Genomic DNA, 22,948 nt, shown 5'->3' on the forward strand with positions numbered 1-22,948 from the left:
CACGCAGATCGGACACGCCATGTCGGCGTAAGCAGCGTCCCAGCCCAGCACGTGATACGGCCGGATTGATGCATTCACGGGTAATGCTCAGCAGGTCATCGGTGGGCAACAGCAGCGTGCGGCGCAACTCCACGACGATGAGTTCCTGGTCGGGCGTCAGCGTGGTGTACATCGTTTTGGGACGATGCGAAACATCATCAACGCTGTCCCTGTCCTGCCACTTGCGAATGGTTTAGCGACTGACGTTGTACAACCTGGCCAACTCGGCCTGGGACAACGTAGAGTTCTTGATTTCTTCGCGGATCAGGTGAGTTGTCCGGGCGCGGCTATGCAGGGCTTGAGTCATGAGAAGGCTGCTGATTGAGGTTGTCCAACAGTGTACGCAAAACGTGTCTGGCTTTGAATAGCGGCCAGCTACGGTGGGGTACATAATCACACGACTCTAGACACCTAGACGCACTAAGCAACAGACGATCTAGCAAATCGATCCACCAATGTTTTTACCACTGCGGAGGTAGAATGACGTGATGTATTTATCTGGCCCTTACTTTTTTGCAATTATTTTCTGCGTAATTTAGTGGATATCTTTCGATTTTTATTGCGATTGACAAAAGTTTCGATACTTTCCAAGAAAAATTCAGTGTCAAGGTAGTAATTGGGAAAGCATTGCCTAAGAGAATTAAAAGATTCTGCTCCGACTAAAACAGCTTGCGCTCCAGATAGATTTTCAAGCTCAGGAAATAAAGTTAATTGTGGTCCACTTGTGTAAAGTGGTAAGAGCCGCTCTGCTTTTTCGTACTCTTTATATGCTTCTTCCGCTTTTTTTATGGGAAAGAATTGAATTTTCAGTTACCTTTGTTCAGGAAGTAATAATAAAAGGTAGTATCCTTTCTGGCGCATTGCGGGATTTTCTGTTGCTTTCAATGCGGCTCTATATGACTGCAACTTCTTCGAAACTTGTAGTTCTTTGTCCAGCGCGGCTAGATTTTTTGCGATATCATTTAATCTTTCATCTTCGAAATTTGATACTTGAGACGTTTCCATAGCCTCTAAAGCCAATGAGGCGTATTAGAAGTAGTGAAGCCATTTTTCTTCTCCTTCACTTGACTTTAACGCCTGACCAATTACAGCTCCAACAGTTTCAACAGCAGTTGCCCATGCATGCTGAACCACGGTGCGAATCTGTATCTCCAACAGCAACTTACTGAATTCAGGATGTTTTCTGCTGTGATAGCGAAGGATTAAATGGATGCTACGGTATCCGGATTCTTTAGGTGCGGAAATATAGTCATCAACATGAACTATTTCATATATACCCCGTCCATTTCTATATGATTCTGTAAGTTGATAGACCTGATCAATTGTGTCAAGTACAGCACGACAGCCTCCAATGTCTTGCATCTGAGTAAGCCGCATACTTCCTTTTTTTACCAACTTTGCGAGGATAGAGCGTGTACGCTTTAGGCGTTCCACCACTAGAGCGTCCGATTTCAATCTTCTTGCCTTAGTCTTCAGAACTACAGCTATTGAATTAAGAGGAAAAGTATGGAAAGAGCGCCAATCATTCAAAGCACTGATTGCTTGCTCTGGTAGTTGATCCTCAGTAAGTGCTGCAGACTGAAACGCCATTAACGCTTTACCAGCCGCATCAATTCTTGATCTACTAAATTTTAGTTTGTGTCGAAGAGTCATTGTGCTGATCTATAAGAAACTGAGCCATCACATCATCATATGATGATTGTTGATGAGTCAAGCTATCATATATAAATTTTCGGTGCAATAACTTATATTTTGAAGGGCGAGGAGGGCGAGGGTCAGGTTCGCCATACGTACACGGCCTGAGCAGCTTATGTTGTCGCTTGGAAAAACCGCCTGCGGCGCAAGAGCCAGTCAGACGAATCGGAGAGGGTTGCGCTTGCAAGCGCAACCCGGTTTTGCGGCGCCGAGCTGCGCTCGCCGAAGGCCCCGCAAAACCCCCGCGTCCGTACCGGACGCGGATTCGACGCCCGCGTTCTGCATGCGTTGAATAAATAAAAAGGGCCTCCCCGCCGAAACGGGGAAGCCCTTTTTATTTATTCAGTGGTGGAGACGGCGGGAATCGAACCCGCGTCCGCAAGCACTCCACAGACAGTTCTACATACTTAGCACTATCATTTAATTTAACTCAGCCAGCACGGATGTGCACGTTATGGGCAAGCGAGTTACCTATTATTTAGTCGGACGCTAAGTAACCCAGCATCAGACGAGTCCCTGTAAATGACTCTAGAGCTTTTGACGGCCCACCCCAGGGACGAGGTGTTCTAGAGCTAACAGCGATTAAGCTGCCAGTGCGTACGAGTTATCGTTTGCAGTTAAGTTTTTTCAGGTTGTATTTACGAGGTAGCCCGCCCTCGGTATGCCCTGCGCTGCTTTGCAACCCACGTCGAAACCAGGTCGTCCCCACAGAACCTTCATTGTAGCGCAATCTGCCCACTCTTGCATGATGCATTCGTGATAGGGAGCGAGGCATTCTCGAATCGCTTGAATTCGCTTGTCGGCGTGCCAGGTCAGGCGGATGCCAATTTATGCCGCCAGCTGCCGCGCCTGCGCCGCCTTCACCACGTCAGTCACCAGCTCGAGCAGGGTCAGTGGCGTGTCCAGCAGGTGGTCTGCCTTCCAGTGTTGCGGTTCGACGGGGCCGCAGTAGCCCCAGGCGCAGGCGACCGTGCGCATGCCGGCGGCGCGGCCGGCCTGGATGTCGCGCAGGTCGTCGCCCACGTACCAGCAGTCTTGCGGCGCAAGGTTCAGGCGGCGCGCCGCTTCCAGCAAGGGGGCGGGGTGCGGCTTCGGGTGCGCCATGGTGTCGCCCGAGATCACGCAGCCGGCGCCGCCCAGGCCGATCTGGCCCACCAGCGGGTCGGTGAAGCGGGCCGCCTTGTTGGTGACCACGCCCCAGACCAGGCCCAGCGCTTGCAGCCCTTCCAGCATGGCGGGGATGCCGTCAAATAAACGGCTTTCCACGGCCAGGGCTGCTTCGTAATTGTTCAGGAAGCCATCCTTCAGGGCTTCGTAGCCGCTTTCACCCGGTTGGACGCCATACGACGCGCCTATCATGCCGCGCGCACCGGCCGAGGCCGTTGGGCGCAGGATGTCATACGGGGTCGGCGCCAGGCCAGCGCGTGCGCGCAGCAGATTGATGGCCGCTGCCAGGTCGGGCGCGGTGTCGGCCAGGGTGCCGTCGAGGTCGAACAGGATGGCGCGCGGGGCTGGCAGAGGGTCTGTGATCATGGCGGGCAAAAGTGTGTCAAGTAGGAATGAAAAATGGCGGCCGCAGCCGCCTTGTATTATGCGTGTTGGTTACAGCGGCCGGGTGCAGGCCACCAGATAATTGACGCTGGTATCGCTATTAAGTGAGTAAATCTTGGTCAGTGGATTGTAGCCCATGCCGCGCATGCTGTTGATGTCCAGGCCGGCGCTGCGCAGGTATTGCGACAGTTCGGCCGGGGTGATGAATTTGTCATAGTCGTGCGTGCCTTTCGGCAGCAGACGCAGCAGGTATTCGGCGCCCAGGATGGCAAACAGATACGCTTTCGGGTTGCGGTTCAGGGTCGACAGGAAGATGTGGCCGCCCGGCTTGACCAGGGTGGCGCAGGCCTTGACGATGGCGGCGGGGTCCGGCACGTGCTCGAGCATTTCCATGCAGGTCACGACGTCGTACTGGCCCGGCTCTTCCTCGGCCATGGCTTCGGCGGCGATCAGCTTGTAGCGTACCTTGGCACCCGATTCCAGGCTGTGCAGGTCGGCCACTTTCAGGGCCTTGTCGGACAGGTCGATGCCCGTCACGTCGGCACCCTTGCGGGCCATCGATTCGGCCAGGATGCCACCGCCGCAGCCGATGTCGATCACGCGCTTGCCGGCCAGCGGCACTTTCGCATTGATCCATTCCAGGCGCAGGGGGTTAATTTCGTGCAAGGGACGAAACTCGGAAGTGGGGTCCCACCAGCGGTGGGCCAGCTCACTGAATTTTTGGATTTCGAGAGGGTCGGCGTTCATAGGTCGAATAATAGCGGCAATTTTACAATCGGGCAGCCACGGACGAAAAAAAACCCCGCTTTGGCGGGGTTTTTCATGCTGTCCTTGACTTGCGCGATGACTTGCGGCAAGTCCAGGGACTCAGCTATTACTTGTTGCGGGTACCAACAACTTCGATTTCCACGCGACGGTTTTTCGCACGGCCTTCGGCAGTTTTGTTATCAGCAACAGGTTGTTTCTCGCCTTTGCCTTCGGTGTACACGCGGTTGCTTTCAACGCCTTTGGTGACCAGGTAGGCTTTGACAGCATCAGCACGACGTACCGACAGTTTTTGGTTGTAAGCATCGGTGCCGACGGAGTCGGTGTGACCCACAGCGATGATGACTTCCAGGTTGATGCCGCCCAGTTGTGCGGTCAGCTCGTCCAGCTTGGCTTTGCCTTCTGGCTTCAGCGTAGCTTTGTCGAAATCGAAGAATGCATCAGCAGCGAAGCTGACTTTTTCCGAGGTAGGAGCAACGACGACTGGCACTGGTACGACAACGGCTGGTGCCGGTGCTGGTACGACTGGCGCTGCTGGAGCCACGCATTTGCCGTCTTGCAGGGTTTCTGGTGCTACGCACAGTGGCACGTCGCAACCTGGCACCGCGTCAGCAGGTGTCCAGTAGCCGGTGCGCCAGCACAGACCGAATGGATCGCGCACGATCACGCCGCGGGCATCTTGCACATAAGCGCTTTTTGGGCTTGGTGCTTTGATGTCAGTGGTAACTGGCGCAAATGGTGGGGAGGTTGGGGTTTGGGCCGAAGCCGAGCCAGCAATCACTGCGGATGCAGCGAAAAACAGCGTTACAAATTTATTCATTCTTTTTTCCTTTCGGGGGGTGATATCCGCAGAACAACACTGCGCTACTGGTGCTACGTGCCAAGATTTTATCATGTAGACCATATGCGCTCGTCTCAGATTGCGAAACTAGCAATTAACTTCCCAGTCATTTTGCCACACGCATCAGGGGCGCACGACCGTGGTTAAATCAAAGCTTGCCCGATTTTAGACCGCACGTTGTTTTTGCGCAACGAAAATGCCCATTTGTAACGCGTCTGTAACAATTGATCGTTTTTTTTGCCACTTTTAAGGGCAGGTGTCTTGAACTGGTATTGCCATTGTGCATTATCGACAAGCCAGCGTGCACGGCCCCGGTGCAAACTGTCAATATTGTCGGCATGGCCAATTTGTACAGGTAGCTGGGCGCGCATGCTAAAATCGTGCGCTTGACTGTTAAGAGTGTCGAGCAAATGCCCCCGGCGGCACTGCATGGCCAGGACGTACCGCTGCGGTACGCGTACTGGTCGTGCCGCCAGTGCGCCGATTTGCTCGGGCACTCTGCGACATGGAAGCCGGGCCGCGCCAGCAGCGCGCGGTGCGGCGTCCACGACGACAGCCGCCTAGGATATGCAGTATTGCGTCATACATTGCGTAACAGATAAGTTAACCACAGCCTGAGATCAGTCGAACCGCCAATGGATCAATTCGCAAAAGAAACAATTCCTATTTCCCTCGAAGAAGAGATGCGCAAGAGCTACCTCGATTACGCCATGAGCGTGATCGTCGGTCGCGCCTTGCCCGATGCGCGTGATGGCTTGAAGCCAGTGCACCGCCGCGTCTTGTTCGCGATGCATGAAATGAATAACGTGTGGAACCGCCCTTACGTCAAGTGCGCCCGCGTGGTCGGCGAAACCATGGGTAAATACCATCCCCACGGCGATGCCTCGATCTACGACACACTGGTGCGCATGGCGCAAGATTTTTCGCTGCGCTACATGCTCGTCGATGGCCAGGGCAACTTCGGTTCCGTCGACGGCGATGGTGCCGCGGCGATGCGTTACACCGAGTGCCGCCTGGATAAGATCGCCAGCGAGCTGCTGGCCGATATCGACAAGGACACCGTCGACTTCCAGCCCAACTACGATGGCAAGGAAAAGGAACCGACGGTCTTGCCGACGCGCATCCCGAACCTGCTGATCAACGGTTCGTCCGGTATTGCCGTCGGCATGGCGACGAACATTCCGCCACACAACATCACCGAAGTCATCGACGGCGCGCTGCACGTGCTGCGCAACCCCGATTGCACGATCGATGAATTGATCGAGCTGATCCCGGCGCCGGACTTCCCGACCGCCGGCATCATCTATGGCGTGTCCGGCGTGCGCGACGGCTACCGCACCGGCCGCGGCCGCGTGGTGATGCGCGCCAAGACCCACTTCGAAGAATACGGCAAGGATGGCGGCCGCATCGCCATCATCGTCGACGAGCTGCCATTCCAGGTCAACAAGAAATCCTTGCTGGAACGCATCGCCGAGAACGTGCGCGACAAGAAGCTCGACGGCATTTCCGACATCCGCGACGAATCCGACAAGTCGGGCATGCGCGTGGTGATCGAGCTGAAACGGGGCGAAGTGCCGGAAGTGGTGCTGAACAATCTGTACAAACAGACCCAGTTGCAAGACACCTTCGGCATGAACATGGTGGCCCTGGTCGATGGCCAGCCGAAGCTGCTGAACCTCAAGCAGATGCTGCAATGCTTCCTGTCGCACCGTCGTGAAGTGGTCACGCGCCGCACCGTGTTCGAACTGCGCAAGGCGCGCGAACGGGGCCACGTGCTCGAAGGCCTGGCTGTCGCTCTGGCCAATATCGATGACTTCATCGCCATCATCAAGGCCGCACCGACGCCGCCGATCGCCAAGGTCGAGCTGATGGCCAAGGCCTGGGATTCGTCCGTGGTGCGCGAAATGCTGGCCCGCACGGGCGACGGCACGACGCCAGGCGGCATCGATGCCTACCGTCCGGAAAACCTGCCGAAGCACTACGGCATGCAAACGGATGGCCTGTACAAGCTGTCGGACGACCAGGCGCAGGAAATCTTGCAGATGCGCCTGCAGCGCCTGACCGGCCTGGAGCAGGACAAGATCGTCAACGAGTACAAGGACGTGATGGAACATATCGCCGACTTGCTCGACATCCTGGCCAAGCCGGAACGCGTCACCGTCATCATCACCGATGAAATGACGGCGGCGAAAAACGAATACGGCGCTGGCAACAAGGACGTGCGCCGCTCGCAGATTGAGCTCAATGCGACCGACCTGGAAACGGAAGACCTGATCACGCCGCAAGACATGGTCGTGACCCTGTCGCACACCGGTTACATGAAGGCGCAGCCGATTTCCGAATACCGTGCGCAAAAGCGCGGCGGACGCGGTAAACAGGCCATGGCGACCAAAGAGGAAGACTGGATCGACCAGCTGTTCATCGCCAATACGCACGACTACATCCTGTGCTTCTCGGATCGTGGTCGCATGTACTGGCTGAAGGTGTGGGAAGTGCCGCAAGGCTCGCGCAATTCGCGCGGCAAGCCGATCGTCAACATGTTCCCGCTGCAGGACAACGAAAAGATCACCGTAATCCTGCCGCTGTCGGGCGAGAACCGCACGTTCCCGGAAGACCATTACGTGTTCATGTCGACCAGCCTCGGCACCGTCAAGAAGACGCCGCTGAAGGACTTCAGCAATCCACGCAAGGCCGGCATCATCGCCGTCGACCTGGACGACGGCGACTTCCTGATCGGCGCGGCGCTGACCGATGGCCAGCACGATGTGATGCTGTTCTCCGATTCGGGCAAGGCAGTGCGCTTCGACGAAAACGATGTGCGTCCGATGGGCCGCACGGCGCGCGGCGTGCGCGGCATGAACCTGGAAGAAGGCCAGCACGTGATCGCCCTGCTGGTGGCCGAGAACGAGCAGCAATCGGTGCTGACGGCAACCGAAAACGGTTACGGCAAGCGTACGCCGATCACCGAGTACACGCGCCATGGCCGTGGCACGAAAGGCATGATCGCCATCCAGACCAGCGAGCGCAACGGTAAAGTGGTTGCCGCGACCCTGGTCGATACCAGCGATGAAATCATGCTGATCACCACCGGTGGCGTCTTGATCCGCACCCGCGTATCGGAAATCCGCGAAATGGGCCGCGCGACGCAGGGCGTGACCCTGATCGCCGTGGAAGACGGCACCAAGCTGTCCGGCCTGCAGCGCGTGGTGGAAACGGATATCGACGAAGTCGAGCTGACGACGGAGGCGGGCCTGGAGGCCGCGGCCGCGCCGGCAGCGGCTGAACCAGCCGATCCTGTTGATCCGGCCCAGCCGGAGTAAGATGATTGGGGCTCTTTCGGGAGCCCCAATTGCTATTGGCGCGCCTTTTCCTGGTGCCGCCAGCAGAATTTCGTAGGTCGGCTTAGCCCGTCGGGCGTAAGCCGACATGCATCGCCGGCAGTGCCCTTTTACCAGTCATTCAACATCCCGCATGCCATGAGAAAAATCGTCGCCACCTTCTTCGCCGCGTTTTCGCTGGCCTTCCTTGCGACCCTGCCGGCCCTGGCCCAGAGCGCGCAAGCCACGCCCGCGCGCCAGGCGGCGCCCAGCCCCGCCATGAAAGTGGCCGTGCGGCGCATGCTCGATGCGATGCAGTTCCCGCAGCTCACGCGCAGCATCTTCGACCAGATGCTGCAATCGGTGCCCGCCATGATCCGCCAGTCGGCGCAGCAGCAAATCAGCAGCAACCCGAAACTGGACGAACAGCGCAAGGCGCGCGCGCTGGCCAGCGCCGAGGAAGAAATCCCTGTCGCCATCGCCACCCTGACGCAGGTGCTGGCCGACCCGACCCTGATCGATGAGCTGAGCGCCGAAATGGTGCCCCTGTACGCGCGTTTTTACACGGTGCCGGAAGTCGAGCAACTGACGGCCTTTTACAAGACGCCGCTGGGCCGCAAGATGCTGGCCACCATGCCGCAACTGTCGGCCGAATCGATGGCCATCAGCCAGCGCGTGCTGATCCCCCGCGTGAATGCCGTGCTCGAGCAAGTCATGCGGGCGGCCACGCAGTCGCCCCAATAACTCCATTTTTCCAAGGACCGTATCGTGACCCATATCTACAACTTCTCCGCCGGCCCCGCCGTCCTGCCCAAGGAAGTGCTGGCGCAAGCGGCTGCGGAAATGCAGGACTGGCATGGCAGTGGCATGTCGGTGATGGAAATGAGCCACCGTGGTCCCGAATTCATTTCCATCTACAAGCAGGCAGTGGCCGACCTGCGCGAACTGCTGGTCGTCCCCGAGAACTACAAGATCCTGTTCCTGCAGGGCGGTGGCTTGGGCGAGAACGCCATCATCCCGATGAACCTGGTGGGCCTGGCCGCGCAGCAGCCAGCCACCGTCGACTTCGTGCACACGGGCTCGTGGTCGGGCAAGTCGATCCAGGAAGCGGCCAAGTATGCCGACGTCAACGTGGCCGCGTCGTCCAAGGCCACCCGTTTCACGGGCGTGCCGCCTGTGAGTGAATGGAAGCTGACCCCGGGCGCCGCCTACCTGCATATCTGCACCAATGAAACCATCGACGGCGTGGAATTCCAGCAGGCGCCAGGCGTGCCGGCAGGCACCACCATCGTGGCCGACATGTCCTCGCACATTTTGTCGCGGATCATTGACGTATCGCAATATGGCGTCATTTTTGGTGGCGCGCAAAAGAATATCGGCCCGGCCGGCCTGACGGTTGTCATCGTGCGCGAAGACTTGCTGGGCAAGGCGCTGCCGATCTGCCCGTCCGCTTTCGACTGGAGCATCGTGGCCGAACATGAATCGATGTACAACACGCCGCCCACCTACGGCATCTATATCGCCGGCCTGGTTTTCCAGTGGCTCAAACGCCAAGGTGGCGTGGCAGCCATGGAACAGCGTAATATTGAGAAAGCGGCGCTGCTGTACGCGGCGCTCGATGCGGACGACTTCTACCAGAACCGGGTCGACCCGGCGTACCGCTCGCGCATGACCATCCCGTTCTATCTGCGCGACGAAAGCTTGAACGACGCATTCCTGGCCGGCGCCAAGCAGCGCGGCCTGCTGCAACTGAAGGGCCACAAGTCCGTCGGCGGCATGCGTGCATCGATCTATAACGCGATGCCGATCGAGGGCGTGCAAGCCTTGGTGAGATATCTGAACGAGTTTGCCGGACGCTAGAATGCCTGCCAAAAAGTCCAGGGCGTTGTTGCATTGCCTTGTCGTACATCCGTACTGTCAGCGGCAACGCGCCTAGCCCTGATCATTTTGTCCGGCATTCTCATGAATATGCGCGCCGGCCCGCCGCCGGCGCAGGCCGCGCGGCCATGATTGAAGTACAGCTGACGAAACAAACAACCATGACCGATAAATTGAAACCGCTGCGCGAACAGATCGATGCGATCGACGCGCAAATCCTCGAGCTGCTGAACCGCCGCGCGCAAATCGCCCAGGAAGTGGGCCACGTGAAAGCCGAAACGCAGGCGCCCGTGTTCCGTCCCGAGCGCGAAGCGCAGGTGCTGCGCGGCGTGGCCGAGCGCAATCCCGGCCCCATGGGCGACCGCGAAGTGCAGACCATTTTCCGCGAAATCATGTCGTCCTGCCGCTCGCTGGAAAAGAGGGTCACCGTGGCCTACCTTGGCCCGGCCGGCACCTTCAGCGAACAGGCCGTATATCAACAGTTCGGCAGCGCCGTCGAAGGCTTGCCGTGCGCGTCCATCGATGAAGTGTTCCGCTCGGCCGAGGCGGGAACGGCGGACTTTGGCGTGGTGCCGATCGAGAATTCCTCGGAAGGCGCCGTCAACCGCACGCTCGACATGATGCTGCAGACTAGCCTCATCATCAGCGGTGAAGTGGCCATTGCCGTGCACCACAGCCTGATGACGAAGAGCGGCAACATGGATGGCGTCACGTCGATTTGCGCCCATTCGCAGGCGCTGGCGCAATGCCAGGTCTGGCTGAACCAGAATTACCCGCACATCGCGCGCCACGCCGTGGCATCGAATGCCGAGGCGGCCCGCATGGCAGGCGAAGATGGCGCGGTGGCGGCGATTGCCAGCGAACTGGCAGGCGCGCAATACAAGCTGGGCGTGGTCAAGGGCCATATCCAGGACGACCCGCACAACCGCACGCGCTTTGCCGTCGTGGGTACCTTGCAAACGGCGCCGTCGGGCAAGGACCAGACCTCGCTGGTGCTGGCCGTGCCGAACAAGGCCGGCGCCGTGTACCAATTGCTGGCGCCCCTGGCCAAGCACGGCGTGTCGATGACGCGCTTCGAGTCGCGCCCGGCGCGCATGGGCAGCTGGGAGTATTATTTCTATGTCGACGTGGAAGGCCATGTGCACGACGCGGCCGTCGCCCAGGCGCTGGCCGAGCTGCAGAGCAATGCGGCGTTTTTCAAGGTGCTGGGGTCGTATCCGGTCAGTTTGTGAGTGGGGGGCGGGGTCAGACCCGCTGGGTCTGACCCCAGCCTTCCGTTGCGCTCCTGCCACCTCTGCGTTTTACCGTTACAGTAAGCATACAGAAATGCTGGGGTCAGACCCGACGGGTCTGACCCCGATGATCAACTTTTAATGAGTTCACCATGTCTAAAAATATCGGTCCAGAATACGTCCGCGCCATCGCCCCTTACCAGAGCGGCAAACCGATCGCGGAAGTCGCGCGCGAATTCGGCCTCGACGAGGCAGCCATCGTCAAGCTGGCGTCGAATGAAAACCCGTACGGCATGCCGGAATCTGCCAAGCAGGCGATGATCGCCGCCATCGATGACCTGGGCCGCTACCCGGACGCCAACGGCTTCGACTTGAAAGCCGTGCTGTCCAAGCGCTACGACGTGCCAGCTGACTGGATCACCCTGGGCAACGGCAGCAACGACATCCTGGAAATCGCCGCGCACGCGTTTGTGCAGCATGGCCAATCCGTGGTGTACTCGCAGTACTCGTTTGCCGTGTACGCGCTGGCCACGCAAGGCCTGGGCGCGCGCCACCTCGTCGTGCCGGCGCAAGCCTATGGCCATGACCTCGACGCCATGGCGGCGGCGATTGCCGACGACACGCGTTTGATCTTCATCGCCAACCCGAACAACCCGACCGGTACCTTCCTGTCGGCGGCGCAGCTCGAAGCGTTCCTGCAGAAAGTGCCGCAGCACGTGGTGGTGGTGCTGGACGAAGCCTACAACGAATTCCTCTCGGCCGACGACCAGTACGAATCGACGGCCTGGGTGCGCCAGTATCCGAACCTGGTGGTGTCGCGCACCTTGTCGAAGGCGTATGGCCTGGCCGGCCTGCGCATCGGCTTCGCCATTGCCCAGCCGGCGCTGACGGACCTGATGAACCGTATCCGCCAGCCGTTCAATGTCAATTCGCTGGCACAGGCGGCCGCGATTGCCGCCCTGAACGACAAGGCCTTCCTCGAACAAAGCGCGCGCAACAACGCGGCCGGCTACCAGCAGTTCATCGAAGCTTTCACGCAACTGGGTCTGGAATTCGTGCCGTCGCACGGCAATTTCGTGCTGGTGAAAGTGGGCGACGATGACGGCGCGGGTGCGCGCGTCAACCTGGCGTTGCTCCAGCAGGGCGTCATCGTGCGTCCCGTCGGCAGCTACGGCTTGCCGCAATGGCTGCGTATTTCCATCGGCCTGCCGCAGGAAAACGCCATCTTCATCGCCGCGCTGACGAAAGCGCTGGCTTGACGATATGACGACGCCTGCACTGAAAAAAATCGTCATCTTCGGCGTAGGCCTGATCGGCGGCTCGTTCGCGCGCGCCTTGAAACACGCGGGCGCAGTTGGTACCGTGGTCGGCATGGGCCGCTCGCCGGCATCGATGGCGCGCGCGCTCGAACTGGGTATCATCGACGAGATAGGCGGCGACATGGCCAGTGCCTTGCTTGGTGCCGACCTGGTGCTGCTGGCCGCGCCCGTGGCGCAGACGGGTGCCATCCTGGCATCCATCGCGCCACACCTGCAACCGGGCACCATCGTCACCGATGCGGGCAGCACGAAAAGCGACGTGGTGGCGGCCGCGCGCGCGGCGCTCGTTAGCAAGGTGGGGCAATTCGTGCCCGGCCACCCGATCGCGGGACGCGAGACGAATGGTCCCGACGCGGCCATCATCGATCTGTATCAAGGCAAGAAAGTGGTGCTCACGCCGCTGGCGGAAAACGCCGCGGCCGACGTGGAGCGGGTGGCGGCCGCGTGGCGCGCCTGCGGTGCCATCCTGCACACCTTGAGTCCCGAAGAACATGACAAGGTGTTTGCCGCCGTTAGCCATCTGCCGCATCTGCTGGCCTTTGCGCTGGTCGACGACATCGCCAACAAACCGCACGCGGGCCTGCTGTTCCAATACGCGGCCAGCGGCTTTCGCGACTTTACGCGCATCGCCGGCTCATCGCCGGAAATGTGGCGCGACATCAGCCTGGCCAACCAGCCGGCGCTGCTGCACGAACTGGACGCCTACCTGGCGCAGTTGACGACCTTGCGCGCCCACCTGGCCGCGAATGACGGCGCCGCCATCGAAGGCGTGTACGCGAACGCCCAGCACGCGCGGCAACAATGGATCGAGGCGATTGAAACGGCGGAAATACCTGCCGCGCCCACACGATAAATACTCAAGGATTCCAGCATGACCCAGACCAAGCACTACCCCCACCATATCGATTTGCAGCCGGTGATGCATGCCGAAGGCACGGTGCGCCTGCCCGGCTCGAAAAGCATTTCCAACCGCGTGCTGCTGCTGGCCGCGCTGGCCAAGGGCACGACGAAAATCATCGACTTGCTCGCCTCCGACGATACCTTCGTCATGCTCACGGCTCTGACCTCGCTGGGCGTCAAATGGACGCAGGATGAATTGACGGGCGCTCCGGCCTCTGCCCACCAGGTGCACCACGTGGAAGGCTGCGGCGGCGTCTTCCCGCATCACGCGGCCGACCTGTTCATGGGGAACGCCGGCACGGCGATCCGCCCGCTGACGGCGGCCTTGGCCGTCATCGGCGGCGACTACACCTTGCACGGCGTGTCGCGCATGCACGAGCGCCCCATCGGCGACCTGGTCGATGCGCTGAATGCCGTTGGCACGCAGATCGAATACACGGGCGAGCAGGGCTTCCCGCCGCTGCGCATCCGCCGCGGCCACATCCACGCGCAGCGTATCGCCGTGCGCGGCAATGTGTCGAGCCAGTTCCTGACGGCCCTCCTGATGGTGGCGCCGCTGATGGCGCGCGACCATGCGGTGACCATCGATGTGACGGGCGAACTGATCTCGAAGCCCTACATCGAGATCACCCTGAACCTGATGCGCCGTTTCGGCGTGACGGTCGAGCATGACGGCTGGCAGTCGTTCACCGTGCAACCGGGCCAGCAATATCAGAGCCCGGGCACGATTCACGTGGAAGGCGATGCTTCATCGGCTTCATATTTCCTGGCGGCCGGCGCCATCGGCGGCGGCCCCGTGCGCGTGGAAGGCGTGGGGCGCGACAGCATCCAGGGCGATGTGCGCTTCGTCGAAGCCTTGCAGCAGATGGGCGCGACCATCACCATGGGCGAGAACTGGATCGAAGCCCGCTCGAATGGCGTATTGAAAGCCGTCGACATGGATTTCAACCATATTCCCGATGCGGCCATGACGATCGCCGTGGCTGCCCTGTACGCCGACGGCACTTCGACCTTGCGCAATATCGCCAGCTGGAGGGTGAAGGAAACGGACCGCCTGGCTGCCATGGCGACGGAATTGCGCAAGCTGGGCGCGGAAGTGGAAGAGGGCGCGGACTACCTGCGCGTGACGCCTCCGGCTCAGATTCTTGCGGCCAGCATCGACACGTATGACGACCACCGCATGGCCATGTGCTTCTCGCTCGCTTCGCTCGATGGCGCCGCGCGCCGCGGCAACACCATGCGCATCAACGAGCCGAAATGCGTAGCCAAGACCTTCCCCGAGTATTTCTCCGCGTTTGCGGGGATTGCCAAAGACAATCTTATTTAATCGAAATCCGGGGTCAGACCCTCTCCACCAGTAACGCCAGTTCAGGCGTTGACGCAAGTGGGGGTCTGACCCCAGCCCTAACGGGTTTAGTTTTTTAAAGTGACAAAATAATGCCGACCTCCAACATTCCAGTCATCGCCATCGACGGCCCCACCGCTTCCGGCAAGGGCACGGTGGCGCACCGCGTGGCCGACAAGCTGGGCTTTCATTACCTCGACTCGGGCGCGCTGTACCGGCTGACGGCCTTGAGCGCGCTGCGCCGCGGCACGGACTTGCGCGACGAGCACGCGCTGGCCAAGCTGGCCGAGCACTTGCCTTGCCATTTTGCGGGCGGCGAGATCCTGCTGGCGCAGGAAAACGTCACCGAGCAGATCCGTGCCGAAGAAGTGGGCAATACGGCGTCAAAGATTGCCGTATTGCCAACAGTGCGCCAGGCCCTGGTGGGCTTGCAGCTGGGTTTTCGCAAGACGCCCGGCCTGGTGGCCGACGGACGCGACATGGGTACGGTGATCTTTCCGCATGCCCAATTGAAGGTGTTCCTCACCGCCAGCGTCGAGGCGCGCGCGCAACGGCGCTACAAGCAATTGATAGACAAGGGTTTTTCTGCTAATATGGAAGACCTTCTGATGGATTTGCAGGCGCGGGACGAACGTGATACTCACCGTGCGATTGCGCCGCTGGTCCCCGCGGAAGGTGCGCATGTCCTCGATACGTCGGAAATGACGGCAGATGTTGCCGTTGAAACCGTGTTGAAATGGTATGCCGCTGCAGCAAAATAGCGTGTTGTTGTGCTATGTGGTGCCCGTTGACGGCTCCTGGCCTGTCCGGGTGTGTCAAAAACCTAACCCAGTTTAAGTCGCATGGTGCGATCTCTGCTGGATAACCTGTGTGAACCCTATGTCTACTGTTACAACTAACGAATCTACCGGTATGGAAAGTTTTGCTGCGCTCTTCGAGGAATCGTTGTCGCGTCAAGATATGCGCTCCGGCGAAGTTATTTCCGCTGAAGTCGTGCGCCTCGACCACAATTTCGTGATCGTGAACGCTGGCCTCAAATCCGAAGCATTCATCCCTGTCGAAGAATTCAAGAACGACCACGGCGAACTGGAAGTCAAAGTTGGTGACTTCGTTTCCGTGGCGATCGAATCGCTGGAAAACGGTTTCGGCGATACCATCCTGTCGCGCGACAAAGCCAAGCGTCTGGCTTCGTGGCTGGCTCTGGAAAAAGCGATGGAATCGGGCGAAATCGTCGTCGGTACCGTCAATGGTAAAGTCAAAGGCGGTCTGACCGTGTTGACCAACGGCATCCGTGCATTCCTGCCGGGCTCGCTGGTTGATACCCGTCCTGTCAAAGACACGACCCCATTCGAAGGCAAAACCCTCGAATTCAAGGTCATCAAACTGGACCGCAAGCGTAACAACGTGGTTCTGTCCCGCCGCGCCGTCATCGAAGCTTCGATGGGCGAAGAGCGTCAGAAACTGATGGAAACGCTGAAAGAAGGCACGGTCGTGACCGGCGTCGTCAAAAATATCACCGACTACGGCGCGTTCGTGGATCTGGGCGGTATCGATGGCTTGCTGCACATCACCGACCTGGCATGGCGCCGTGTACGTCACCCGTCGGAAGTACTGACGGTTGGCCAGGAAATCACCGCCAAAGTCCTGAAATACGATCAAGAGAAAAACCGTGTTTCGCTGGGCGTGAAACAACTGGGCGACGATCCTTGGACCGGTCTGTCCCGTCGTTACCCACAAAGCACCCGTCTGTTCGGTAAAGTAACGAACCTGACCGACTACGGCGCATTCGTGGAAGTGGAACAGGGTATCGAAGGTCTGGTACACGTTTCCGAAATGGACTGGACGAACAAAAACGTTGCTCCTAACAAAGTTGTCCAACTGGGCGACGAAGTAGAAGTCATGGTTCTGGAAATCGACGAAGAGCGTCGTCGTATCTCGCTGGGTATGAAACAGTGCAAAGCCAACCCTTGGGATGACTTTGGCGTAACCCACAAGAAGGGCGATAAAGTCCGCGGCGCGATCAAATCGATCACCGACTTCGGCGTGTTCATCGGCCTGGCCGGCAACATCGACGGTCTGGTGCACCTGTCCGACCTGTCCTGGACCGAAACCGGCGAAGAAGCCGTGCGTCGCTTCAAGAAAGGTGACGAACTGGAAGCCATCGTTCTGGCCATCGACGTTGAGCGCGAGCGCGTTTCCCTGGGCGTCAAGCAACTGGAAGGTGACCCATTCAACAACTTCGCAGCCATGAACGACAAAGGCTCGCTGGTAACCGGTACCGTTAAATCGGTTGAGCCTAAAGGCGCCGTGATCCAACTGTCCGAAGAAGTCGAAGGCTACCTGCGCGCTTCCGAAATCTCGCGTGACCGCGTTGAAGATGCTGGTACGCACCTGAAAGTCGGCGATACCGTCGAAGCAATGGTGTTGAACATCGACCGCAAAGCCCGTGGTATCCAACTGTCGATCAAAGCGAAAGACAACGTTGAAACCCAGGAAGCCATGCAGAAGATGGCAGCTACCGACAACAACGCAGCTTCGGGCACCACCAGCCTGGGCGCCTTGTTGAAAGCTAAGTTCGATAACAAGAACTAAGACTGCGGATACGGCAGATGACAAAGTCCGAGCTGATCAACCGCCTTGCTGAGCGTTATTCTCAGCTGGTGGCGAAAGATGCGGAGTATGCCGTCAAGACCATTCTCGATGCGATGACCAACGCCCTGGCGACCGGTCAGCGTATCGAGATCCGCGGTTTTGGCAGTTTTGCCCTGAACAGCAGGCCCCCGCGTATCGGCCGCAACCCGAAATCCGGCGACAAGGTGATGGTTCCTGAAAAACGGGTACCCCACTTCAAACCGGGCAAACAGTTGCGCGAGCGGGTGGACGCGATGGTCGGGCAACCGATTATCGAGGATTAATCGTCTGCTGGAAGGCGACACAAAGAGCGGCGTCCTTGGATGCCGCTTTTTTTTGTTAATATGCTGTAGAGCACTGCTCAAACCTACTGCGCGTCGCGCTTTGCGGCCGGCGATGCTCACCGTACTTCAGTACGGTTGCGCTTCTTGGCCACAAATCACTGCCGCTCGCTACGGTTTGATCAGTACTCTACGTTTGTGCCATGTTGGCACGGGCATTTTTTTGTTCACTCTGGACCTATCGATGAAAATCATCTCCACCATCGTTGGCTGTGTTCTTTTCGTCCTGTTCTTCAGTTTTGCGCTGAAGAATGCGCAGGTTGTCGACCTGCATGTTTTCCTCAATTATGAAATTCGCGGCCCCCTGGTCCTGATGCTGCTGGGCTTTTTTGTCGCCGGCGCCAGCCTGGGCGTTCTTGCCCTGACGCCGACCGTGTTCCGTCATCGCCGCGAAGCGACCAAGCAAAAAACCACCATTGCCGCGCTGCAAACCGTTGGCGTGGCCAGCAATGTCCAGCCGCAACCGGACAGCGTGAGCGCGCAGTAATCGGCGCCGTCGCTCCTATCTCTCTTACTCGAATAAAAACAATCGCATGGATTTTGAACTCTGGTGGCTCTTGGGTATCCCGGTGTTTTTCGCGTTGGGCTGGATTGCCGCGCGTGTTGACATTCATCAACTGGTGGCCGAATCGCGCAGCCTGCCGCGCAATTACTTCAAGGGCTTGAATTTCCTGCTCAATGAGCAGCATGACAAGGCCATCGATGCCTTCATCGAAGTCGTCAAGCTGGACCCGGAATCGGCCGATATGCACTTTGCGCTGGGCAACCTGTTCCGCCGCCGCGGCGAGACGGAGCGCGCCATCCGCGTGCACCAGAATTTGCTGGCGCGCCCGGACCTGCCGCTGGAACAGCAGGGCCATGCCGCTTATGAGCTGGGCATGGATTACCTGAAGGCGGGTTTGCTGGACCGCGCCGAAGAAACCTTCAACAGCCTGGTTGACACGCAATATGCGGCCCAGGCGCGCCGTGCCCTGCTGGAAATCTACCAGCGCGAAAAGGAATGGCCACGCGCCATCGAAGCGGCCGTGGGTTTGCAGGAATCGGGCGCCGGAGCGCGCCAGAAGGAAATCGCCCAGTTCTATTGCGAGCTGGCGCATGACGCGCTGGTGCACATGAAACCGGACGACGCCATGCCTCTGCTGGAAAAAGCGCTGCAGACGGACCGCAAGAGCGTGCGCGCCACCATCCTGACGGGCGACGTGCTGCTGGCGCGCGGCGACGTGGAAGGCGCGCTGACGACCTGGCGCCGCGTGGAGCAGCAAAGCGTGCCGCACGTGGCTCTGGTGGCGCAGCGCCTGATGGATGGCTACACCAAGCTGGGCCGCGCGCAGGAAGGCGTCAACCTGCTGCGCTCCTACCTGGAAGAGGCATCCTCCATCGACCTGATCGAAGTCGTCTTCAAGGCCGTCATCGAACTTGACGGCGTGGAAGCGGCGAAGCAGCTGGTCAGCGCCGAGCTGCGCCGCACGCCGACCCTGCTGGGCCTCGATAAACTGCTCGAGGCGCGCATGATGGATGCCCCGGCCGCGATCTGGTCCGAGCTGTCGATGGTGAAAAACCTCGTGCACGGCTATACGCAAAAGCTGGCCCGCTACCAGTGCAGCCACTGCGGCTTCAAGGCACGCCAGTTTTACTGGCACTGCCCGGGCTGCAACCGCTGGGAAACCTACCCGCCGCGACGCACGGAAGAGCTCAACGTCATGAACTAGTCGTGCCCACCACAGGGCCCATGGCTGCGTTGCAGCGCCTCGCCGTACTATTCGTACTGTCTTCGGCGCAGCGCCTTGCCCTGAACCCTGTGCTGTGCACTTGCAGGTCAGATATATATATATATTACAAATACGGCACAACCATGAAAATCACCATTATCGGCACGGGCTATGTGGGCCTCGTGACGGGCGCCTGCCTGGCGGAGCTGGGCAACGACGTCTTTTGCCTCGACCTGGACGCACAGAAGGTCGCCTTGCTCAACAGCGGCGGCATCCCCATCCATGAACCGGGCCTGGACGAAGTCGTGGCGCGCAACCGCGCCGCCGGCCGCATGACCTTTTCCACCGACGTCGAGGCCGCCGCCGCGCACGGCGTGATGCAATTTATTGCCGTCGGCACTCCGCCCGATGAGGACGGTTCAGCCGACCTGCAATACGTGCTGGCCGCCGCGCGCGGCATCGGCAAGTATATGACGGACTACAAGGTCATCGTCGACAAGTCGACGGTGCCCGTCGGCACGGCCGAGAAAGTGCGCGCCGCCATCCAGGGCGAGCTCGACGCGCGCGGCGTGGCCGCCACGTTCTCGGTCGCGTCGAACCCGGAATTCCTCAAGGAAGGCGCCGCCGTCGAAGATTTCATGCGTCCGGACCGCATCGTCATCGGCTGCGACAGCACGCCGGAAGGCGAGCGCGCGCGCGAATTGCTGAAAAGCCTGTACGCGCCGTTCAACCGCAACCGCGAACGCACCTACTGGATGGATGTGCGCTCGGCTGAATTCACGAAGTATGCGGCGAATGCCATGCTGGCCACGCGGATTTCCTTCATGAATGAATTGGCGAACCTGGCCGACAAGGTGGGCGTGGATATCGAGGCCGTGCGCCACGGTATCGGTTCCGACCCGCGCATCGGCCACAGCTTCCTGTATGCCGGTTGCGGCTATGGCGGTTCCTGCTTCCCGAAAGACGTGCAAGCGCTCGAGCGCACGGCGCGCGGCTACGGCCAGGAATTGCTGATCCTGCGCGCCGTCGAAGCCGTCAACGACCAGCAGAAGCAGGTGCTTGGCCGCAAAGTGGTCACTCGCTTCGGCGAAGACCTGACGGGCCGGCATTTCGCCGTGTGGGGCCTGGCCTTCAAGCCGAATACGGACGACATGCGCGAAGCGTCGGCCCGCGTGCTGCTGGCAGACTTGCTGGCACGCGGCGCCACGGTAGCCGTCTACGATCCTGTCGCCATGACCGAGGCAAAGCGGGTGCTGCAACTGGACTTGACACCGGAGCAATTGGCGAAGGTGCGCTTTGCCGACAGCCCGAAGGATGCGCTGCAGGACGCCGACGCGCTGGTCATCGTGACTGAATGGAAGGCCTTCCGCAGTCCCGATTTTGAGCAGGTCAAGGCGCGCCTGAAGCAGGCCGTGATCTTTGACGGGCGTAATCTGTTCGAGCCGGCCGTCATGGCCGAGAATGGCATCGAATACCACGGGATCGGTCGCTCGATCCTGACACGCGCATGAGCGCCCATGAGGTGGCAGCCTTGACGGCGCCGGCCGCGCTGGCCCAGGTACGCCTGCTGGTGGTGGGCGATGTCATGCTGGACCGCTACTGGTTCGGCGACGTCAGCCGTATTTCGCCGGAAGCGCCCGTGCCCATCGTGCGCATCGAGAAGCGCGAAGAGCGCCTGGGTGGCGCGGCCAACGTGGCGCGCAACGCAGCCGCGCTGGGAGCGAAGACAAGCTTGCTGGGCGTGGTCGGCGACGATGAGGCCGGCAGCCAGGTCGAGCGCCTGCTCGAAGGCGGCGGCATCCACAGCTATCTGCAGCGCGATGCGGCCATTTCCACCATCATCAAGCTGCGCGTGATTGGCCGCCAGCAGCAAATGTTGCGCATCGACTTCGAGGATGCGCCCAGCGATACGGTGCTGCGCGACAAGCTGGCGCAGTTTAATGCCCTCTTGCCCAATTATGATGTGGTGATCCTGTCCGACTACGCCAAAGGCAGCCTGGTGAACGTGGCCGAGATGATCAAGGCCGCCAAGGCCGCCGGCAAGATCGTCATGGTCGACCCGAAAGGCGATGATTTCAGCCGCTATGCGGGAGCGTCAGTGCTCACTCCGAACAAGTCCGAACTGCGCCGCGTGATCGGCAACTGGAGTACGGAAGAGCAATTGACGGAACGCGCGCAGCAGATGCGCGCACAACTGGGCCTGGAAGCCTTGCTGCTGACCCGCTCGGAAGAGGGCATGAGCTTGTACACGGTCGATGAGGTGCTGCACATGCCTACCGATGCGCGCGAAGTGTTCGACGTCTCGGGCGCCGGCGACACGGTGATCGCCACCATGGCGGCGATGCTGGGCGCCGGCATGGGCCTGGGCGACGCCGTGCGCACGGCCAACCGGGCTGGCGGCATCGTTGTCGGCAAGCTGGGCACGGCCACCGTGACCCGCGAAGAGCTGTTCCCACAATAATCCGCTGTATTCCACCTGCTACCTGCGCCGCATCGTTTGATCTGGCGCAGGTTTTCCCCTGCTTCCACTGTCCCGTCTTGTCAACCGTATCACGCCACAGCCGTTAAAGCCGTTAAGGCGCTGCTTCTCCCTTGCGTTCGAGTCATCTTGAAACCACATCACGGAGAGATACCCATGTTCAAAAAAATACTGCTGGCCATCGGCACCCTGATCGCGACGATGGGCTTTGCCTTTGCCCAGGTCGATGTCAACAAGGCGGACCAGGCGGCACTCGACAGCGTCAAGGGCATCGGCCCCGTCACGTCGAAGGCCATCGTCGATGAACGTGCCAAGGGCGGCGCCTTCAAGGATTGGGCCGATTTCGAAAGCCGCGTGAAGGGCATCGGCCCGAAAAGCTCCGAGAAACTGTCGGAAGCGGGCTTGCAGGTGAATGGCCAGGCCAAGTCCGGCGCGCCAGCGGCCCCGGTGGCGAAAGCTGCCCCGGCAAAAGCTGCTGTCAAGGAAGTTGCAGCGAAAGAAGCCGCACCGAAGCCAGCTGCTGCGACCGATACCGCTGCGGCACCAGCCAAGACGGCCGCTGAAACGAAGAAAGAAGCGGCTGCCGCGAAAAAAGAAGCCAAGGCCGCTGCTGCTGCAGCGAAGAAAGAAGCAGCCGCTGCCAAGGCTGCCGCTCCTGCCGCCGCCGCGGCCGATGGCGCCGCGCCTGTGAAGAGCGCTGCGGAAGTGAAGAAGGAAGCTGCTGCGGCCAAGAAAGAAGCGAAGGCTGCCGCCGCTGCCGCGAAGAAGGAAGCGAAGCTGGCTGCAGCCGATGCGAAGAAGGCCGAAGCCGAGAAAAAGTAAGCGTGTTGCTGTAAAGCGTATTGCGTGGTGGTGCCGCGCAGTACGATAAAAAACCCCGCGTGGTACCGGCCGCGCGGGGTTTTT

General features: G+C 59.7%; 20 protein-coding genes, 1 other RNA gene and 1 pseudogene. 15 read left to right on the top strand and 7 right to left on the bottom strand.

Going from position 1 to position 22,948, the window contains the following annotated elements:
- The 7 genes and pseudogenes from ACQ4WL_RS20850 to ACQ4WL_RS20880 form a co-directional block, all read right to left on the bottom strand.
- Positions 1-346: pseudogene (locus ACQ4WL_RS20850) on the bottom strand (IS481 family transposase); the annotation flags it as partial.
- A 722-nt stretch (positions 347-1,068) separates the two neighbouring features.
- A complete protein-coding gene (locus ACQ4WL_RS20855; protein WP_436511446.1) occupies positions 1,069-1,692 on the bottom strand; it encodes a GTP pyrophosphokinase in 624 nt (207 codons plus the stop codon).
- A gap of 388 nt (positions 1,693-2,080) precedes the next feature.
- Positions 2,081-2,441: a transfer-messenger RNA gene (ssrA, locus tag ACQ4WL_RS20860) on the bottom strand.
- Between the two features lie 121 nt (positions 2,442-2,562).
- On the bottom strand, positions 2,563-3,267 hold the full coding sequence (locus ACQ4WL_RS20865; protein ID WP_436511447.1) for an HAD family hydrolase: 705 nt from the start codon (positions 3,265-3,267) through the stop codon (positions 2,563-2,565).
- A 69-nt stretch (positions 3,268-3,336) separates the two neighbouring features.
- Positions 3,337-4,032: a bifunctional 2-polyprenyl-6-hydroxyphenol methylase/3-demethylubiquinol 3-O-methyltransferase UbiG gene (ubiG, locus tag ACQ4WL_RS20870; RefSeq protein ID WP_436511448.1), complete on the bottom strand. Its 696-nt coding sequence runs from the start codon at positions 4,030-4,032 to the stop codon at positions 3,337-3,339.
- Positions 4,033-4,159: 127 nt separating this feature from the next.
- Entirely contained in the window at positions 4,160-4,870 is a 711-nt protein-coding gene (gene ompA, locus ACQ4WL_RS20875) for an outer membrane protein OmpA (protein WP_436511449.1), read from the bottom strand.
- A 164-nt stretch (positions 4,871-5,034) separates the two neighbouring features.
- Positions 5,035-5,262, bottom strand: coding sequence for a hypothetical protein (locus tag ACQ4WL_RS20880; protein ID WP_436511451.1), 228 nt, complete (start codon positions 5,260-5,262; stop codon positions 5,035-5,037).
- Positions 5,263-5,526: 264 nt separating this feature from the next.
- Here ACQ4WL_RS20880 and gyrA point away from each other — a divergent pair, with 264 nt between their 5' ends.
- From gyrA to ACQ4WL_RS20955, 15 genes are all read left to right on the top strand, one after another.
- Complete coding sequence (gene gyrA / locus ACQ4WL_RS20885) at positions 5,527-8,211, top strand: DNA gyrase subunit A (protein WP_436511452.1); 2,685 nt, start codon at positions 5,527-5,529, stop codon at positions 8,209-8,211.
- Between the two features lie 156 nt (positions 8,212-8,367).
- The gene (locus ACQ4WL_RS20890) at positions 8,368-8,952 is read left to right on the top strand and encodes a DUF2059 domain-containing protein (RefSeq protein WP_436511453.1); all 585 of its coding nucleotides are present in this window, start codon (positions 8,368-8,370) and stop codon (positions 8,950-8,952) included.
- 24 nt (positions 8,953-8,976) lie between these two features.
- On the top strand, positions 8,977-10,068 hold the full coding sequence (gene serC, locus ACQ4WL_RS20895; RefSeq protein WP_436511454.1) for a 3-phosphoserine/phosphohydroxythreonine transaminase: 1,092 nt from the start codon (positions 8,977-8,979) through the stop codon (positions 10,066-10,068).
- A gap of 179 nt (positions 10,069-10,247) precedes the next feature.
- Positions 10,248-11,318: a prephenate dehydratase gene (gene pheA / locus ACQ4WL_RS20900; RefSeq protein ID WP_436511455.1), complete on the top strand. Its 1,071-nt coding sequence runs from the start codon at positions 10,248-10,250 to the stop codon at positions 11,316-11,318.
- A 152-nt stretch (positions 11,319-11,470) separates the two neighbouring features.
- Complete coding sequence (gene hisC / locus ACQ4WL_RS20905) at positions 11,471-12,577, top strand: histidinol-phosphate transaminase (protein WP_436511456.1); 1,107 nt, start codon at positions 11,471-11,473, stop codon at positions 12,575-12,577.
- A gap of 4 nt (positions 12,578-12,581) precedes the next feature.
- Complete coding sequence (locus ACQ4WL_RS20910) at positions 12,582-13,490, top strand: prephenate dehydrogenase (protein ID WP_436511457.1); 909 nt, start codon at positions 12,582-12,584, stop codon at positions 13,488-13,490.
- Between the two features lie 18 nt (positions 13,491-13,508).
- Complete coding sequence (gene aroA / locus ACQ4WL_RS20915) at positions 13,509-14,864, top strand: 3-phosphoshikimate 1-carboxyvinyltransferase (RefSeq protein ID WP_436511458.1); 1,356 nt, start codon at positions 13,509-13,511, stop codon at positions 14,862-14,864.
- Positions 14,865-14,974: 110 nt separating this feature from the next.
- Positions 14,975-15,643: a (d)CMP kinase gene (gene cmk / locus ACQ4WL_RS20920; RefSeq protein ID WP_436511459.1), complete on the top strand. Its 669-nt coding sequence runs from the start codon at positions 14,975-14,977 to the stop codon at positions 15,641-15,643.
- Between the two features lie 118 nt (positions 15,644-15,761).
- The gene (rpsA, locus tag ACQ4WL_RS20925; RefSeq protein ID WP_071650172.1) at positions 15,762-17,474 is read left to right on the top strand and encodes a 30S ribosomal protein S1; all 1,713 of its coding nucleotides are present in this window, start codon (positions 15,762-15,764) and stop codon (positions 17,472-17,474) included.
- Between the two features lie 17 nt (positions 17,475-17,491).
- Complete coding sequence (locus tag ACQ4WL_RS20930; RefSeq protein ID WP_008446215.1) at positions 17,492-17,797, top strand: integration host factor subunit beta; 306 nt, start codon at positions 17,492-17,494, stop codon at positions 17,795-17,797.
- Positions 17,798-18,038: 241 nt separating this feature from the next.
- Entirely contained in the window at positions 18,039-18,341 is a 303-nt protein-coding gene (locus ACQ4WL_RS20935) for a LapA family protein (protein WP_034751796.1), read from the top strand.
- A gap of 46 nt (positions 18,342-18,387) precedes the next feature.
- Positions 18,388-19,563, top strand: coding sequence for a lipopolysaccharide assembly protein LapB (gene lapB / locus ACQ4WL_RS20940; protein ID WP_436511460.1), 1,176 nt, complete (start codon positions 18,388-18,390; stop codon positions 19,561-19,563).
- Positions 19,564-19,706: 143 nt separating this feature from the next.
- Positions 19,707-21,074 carry a UDP-glucose dehydrogenase family protein gene (locus tag ACQ4WL_RS20945; RefSeq protein WP_436511461.1) on the top strand — a complete coding sequence of 456 codons (1,368 nt, stop codon included), beginning with the start codon at positions 19,707-19,709 and terminating at the stop codon, positions 21,072-21,074.
- Positions 21,071-22,024 (top strand): D-glycero-beta-D-manno-heptose-7-phosphate kinase, encoded by a 954-nt coding sequence (gene rfaE1, locus ACQ4WL_RS20950; RefSeq protein ID WP_436511462.1) that lies wholly within the window; start codon positions 21,071-21,073, stop codon positions 22,022-22,024. The genes ACQ4WL_RS20945 and rfaE1 overlap by 4 nt, the downstream gene beginning before the upstream one ends.
- Before the next feature lie 174 nt (positions 22,025-22,198).
- Positions 22,199-22,864 (top strand): ComEA family DNA-binding protein, encoded by a 666-nt coding sequence (locus ACQ4WL_RS20955; RefSeq protein WP_436511463.1) that lies wholly within the window; start codon positions 22,199-22,201, stop codon positions 22,862-22,864.
- The last annotated feature ends 84 nt before the right edge of the window (positions 22,865-22,948 follow it).

Source organism: Janthinobacterium kochi, from assembly GCF_051380715.1.
Lineage (GTDB): Bacteria > Pseudomonadota > Gammaproteobacteria > Burkholderiales > Burkholderiaceae_D > Janthinobacterium.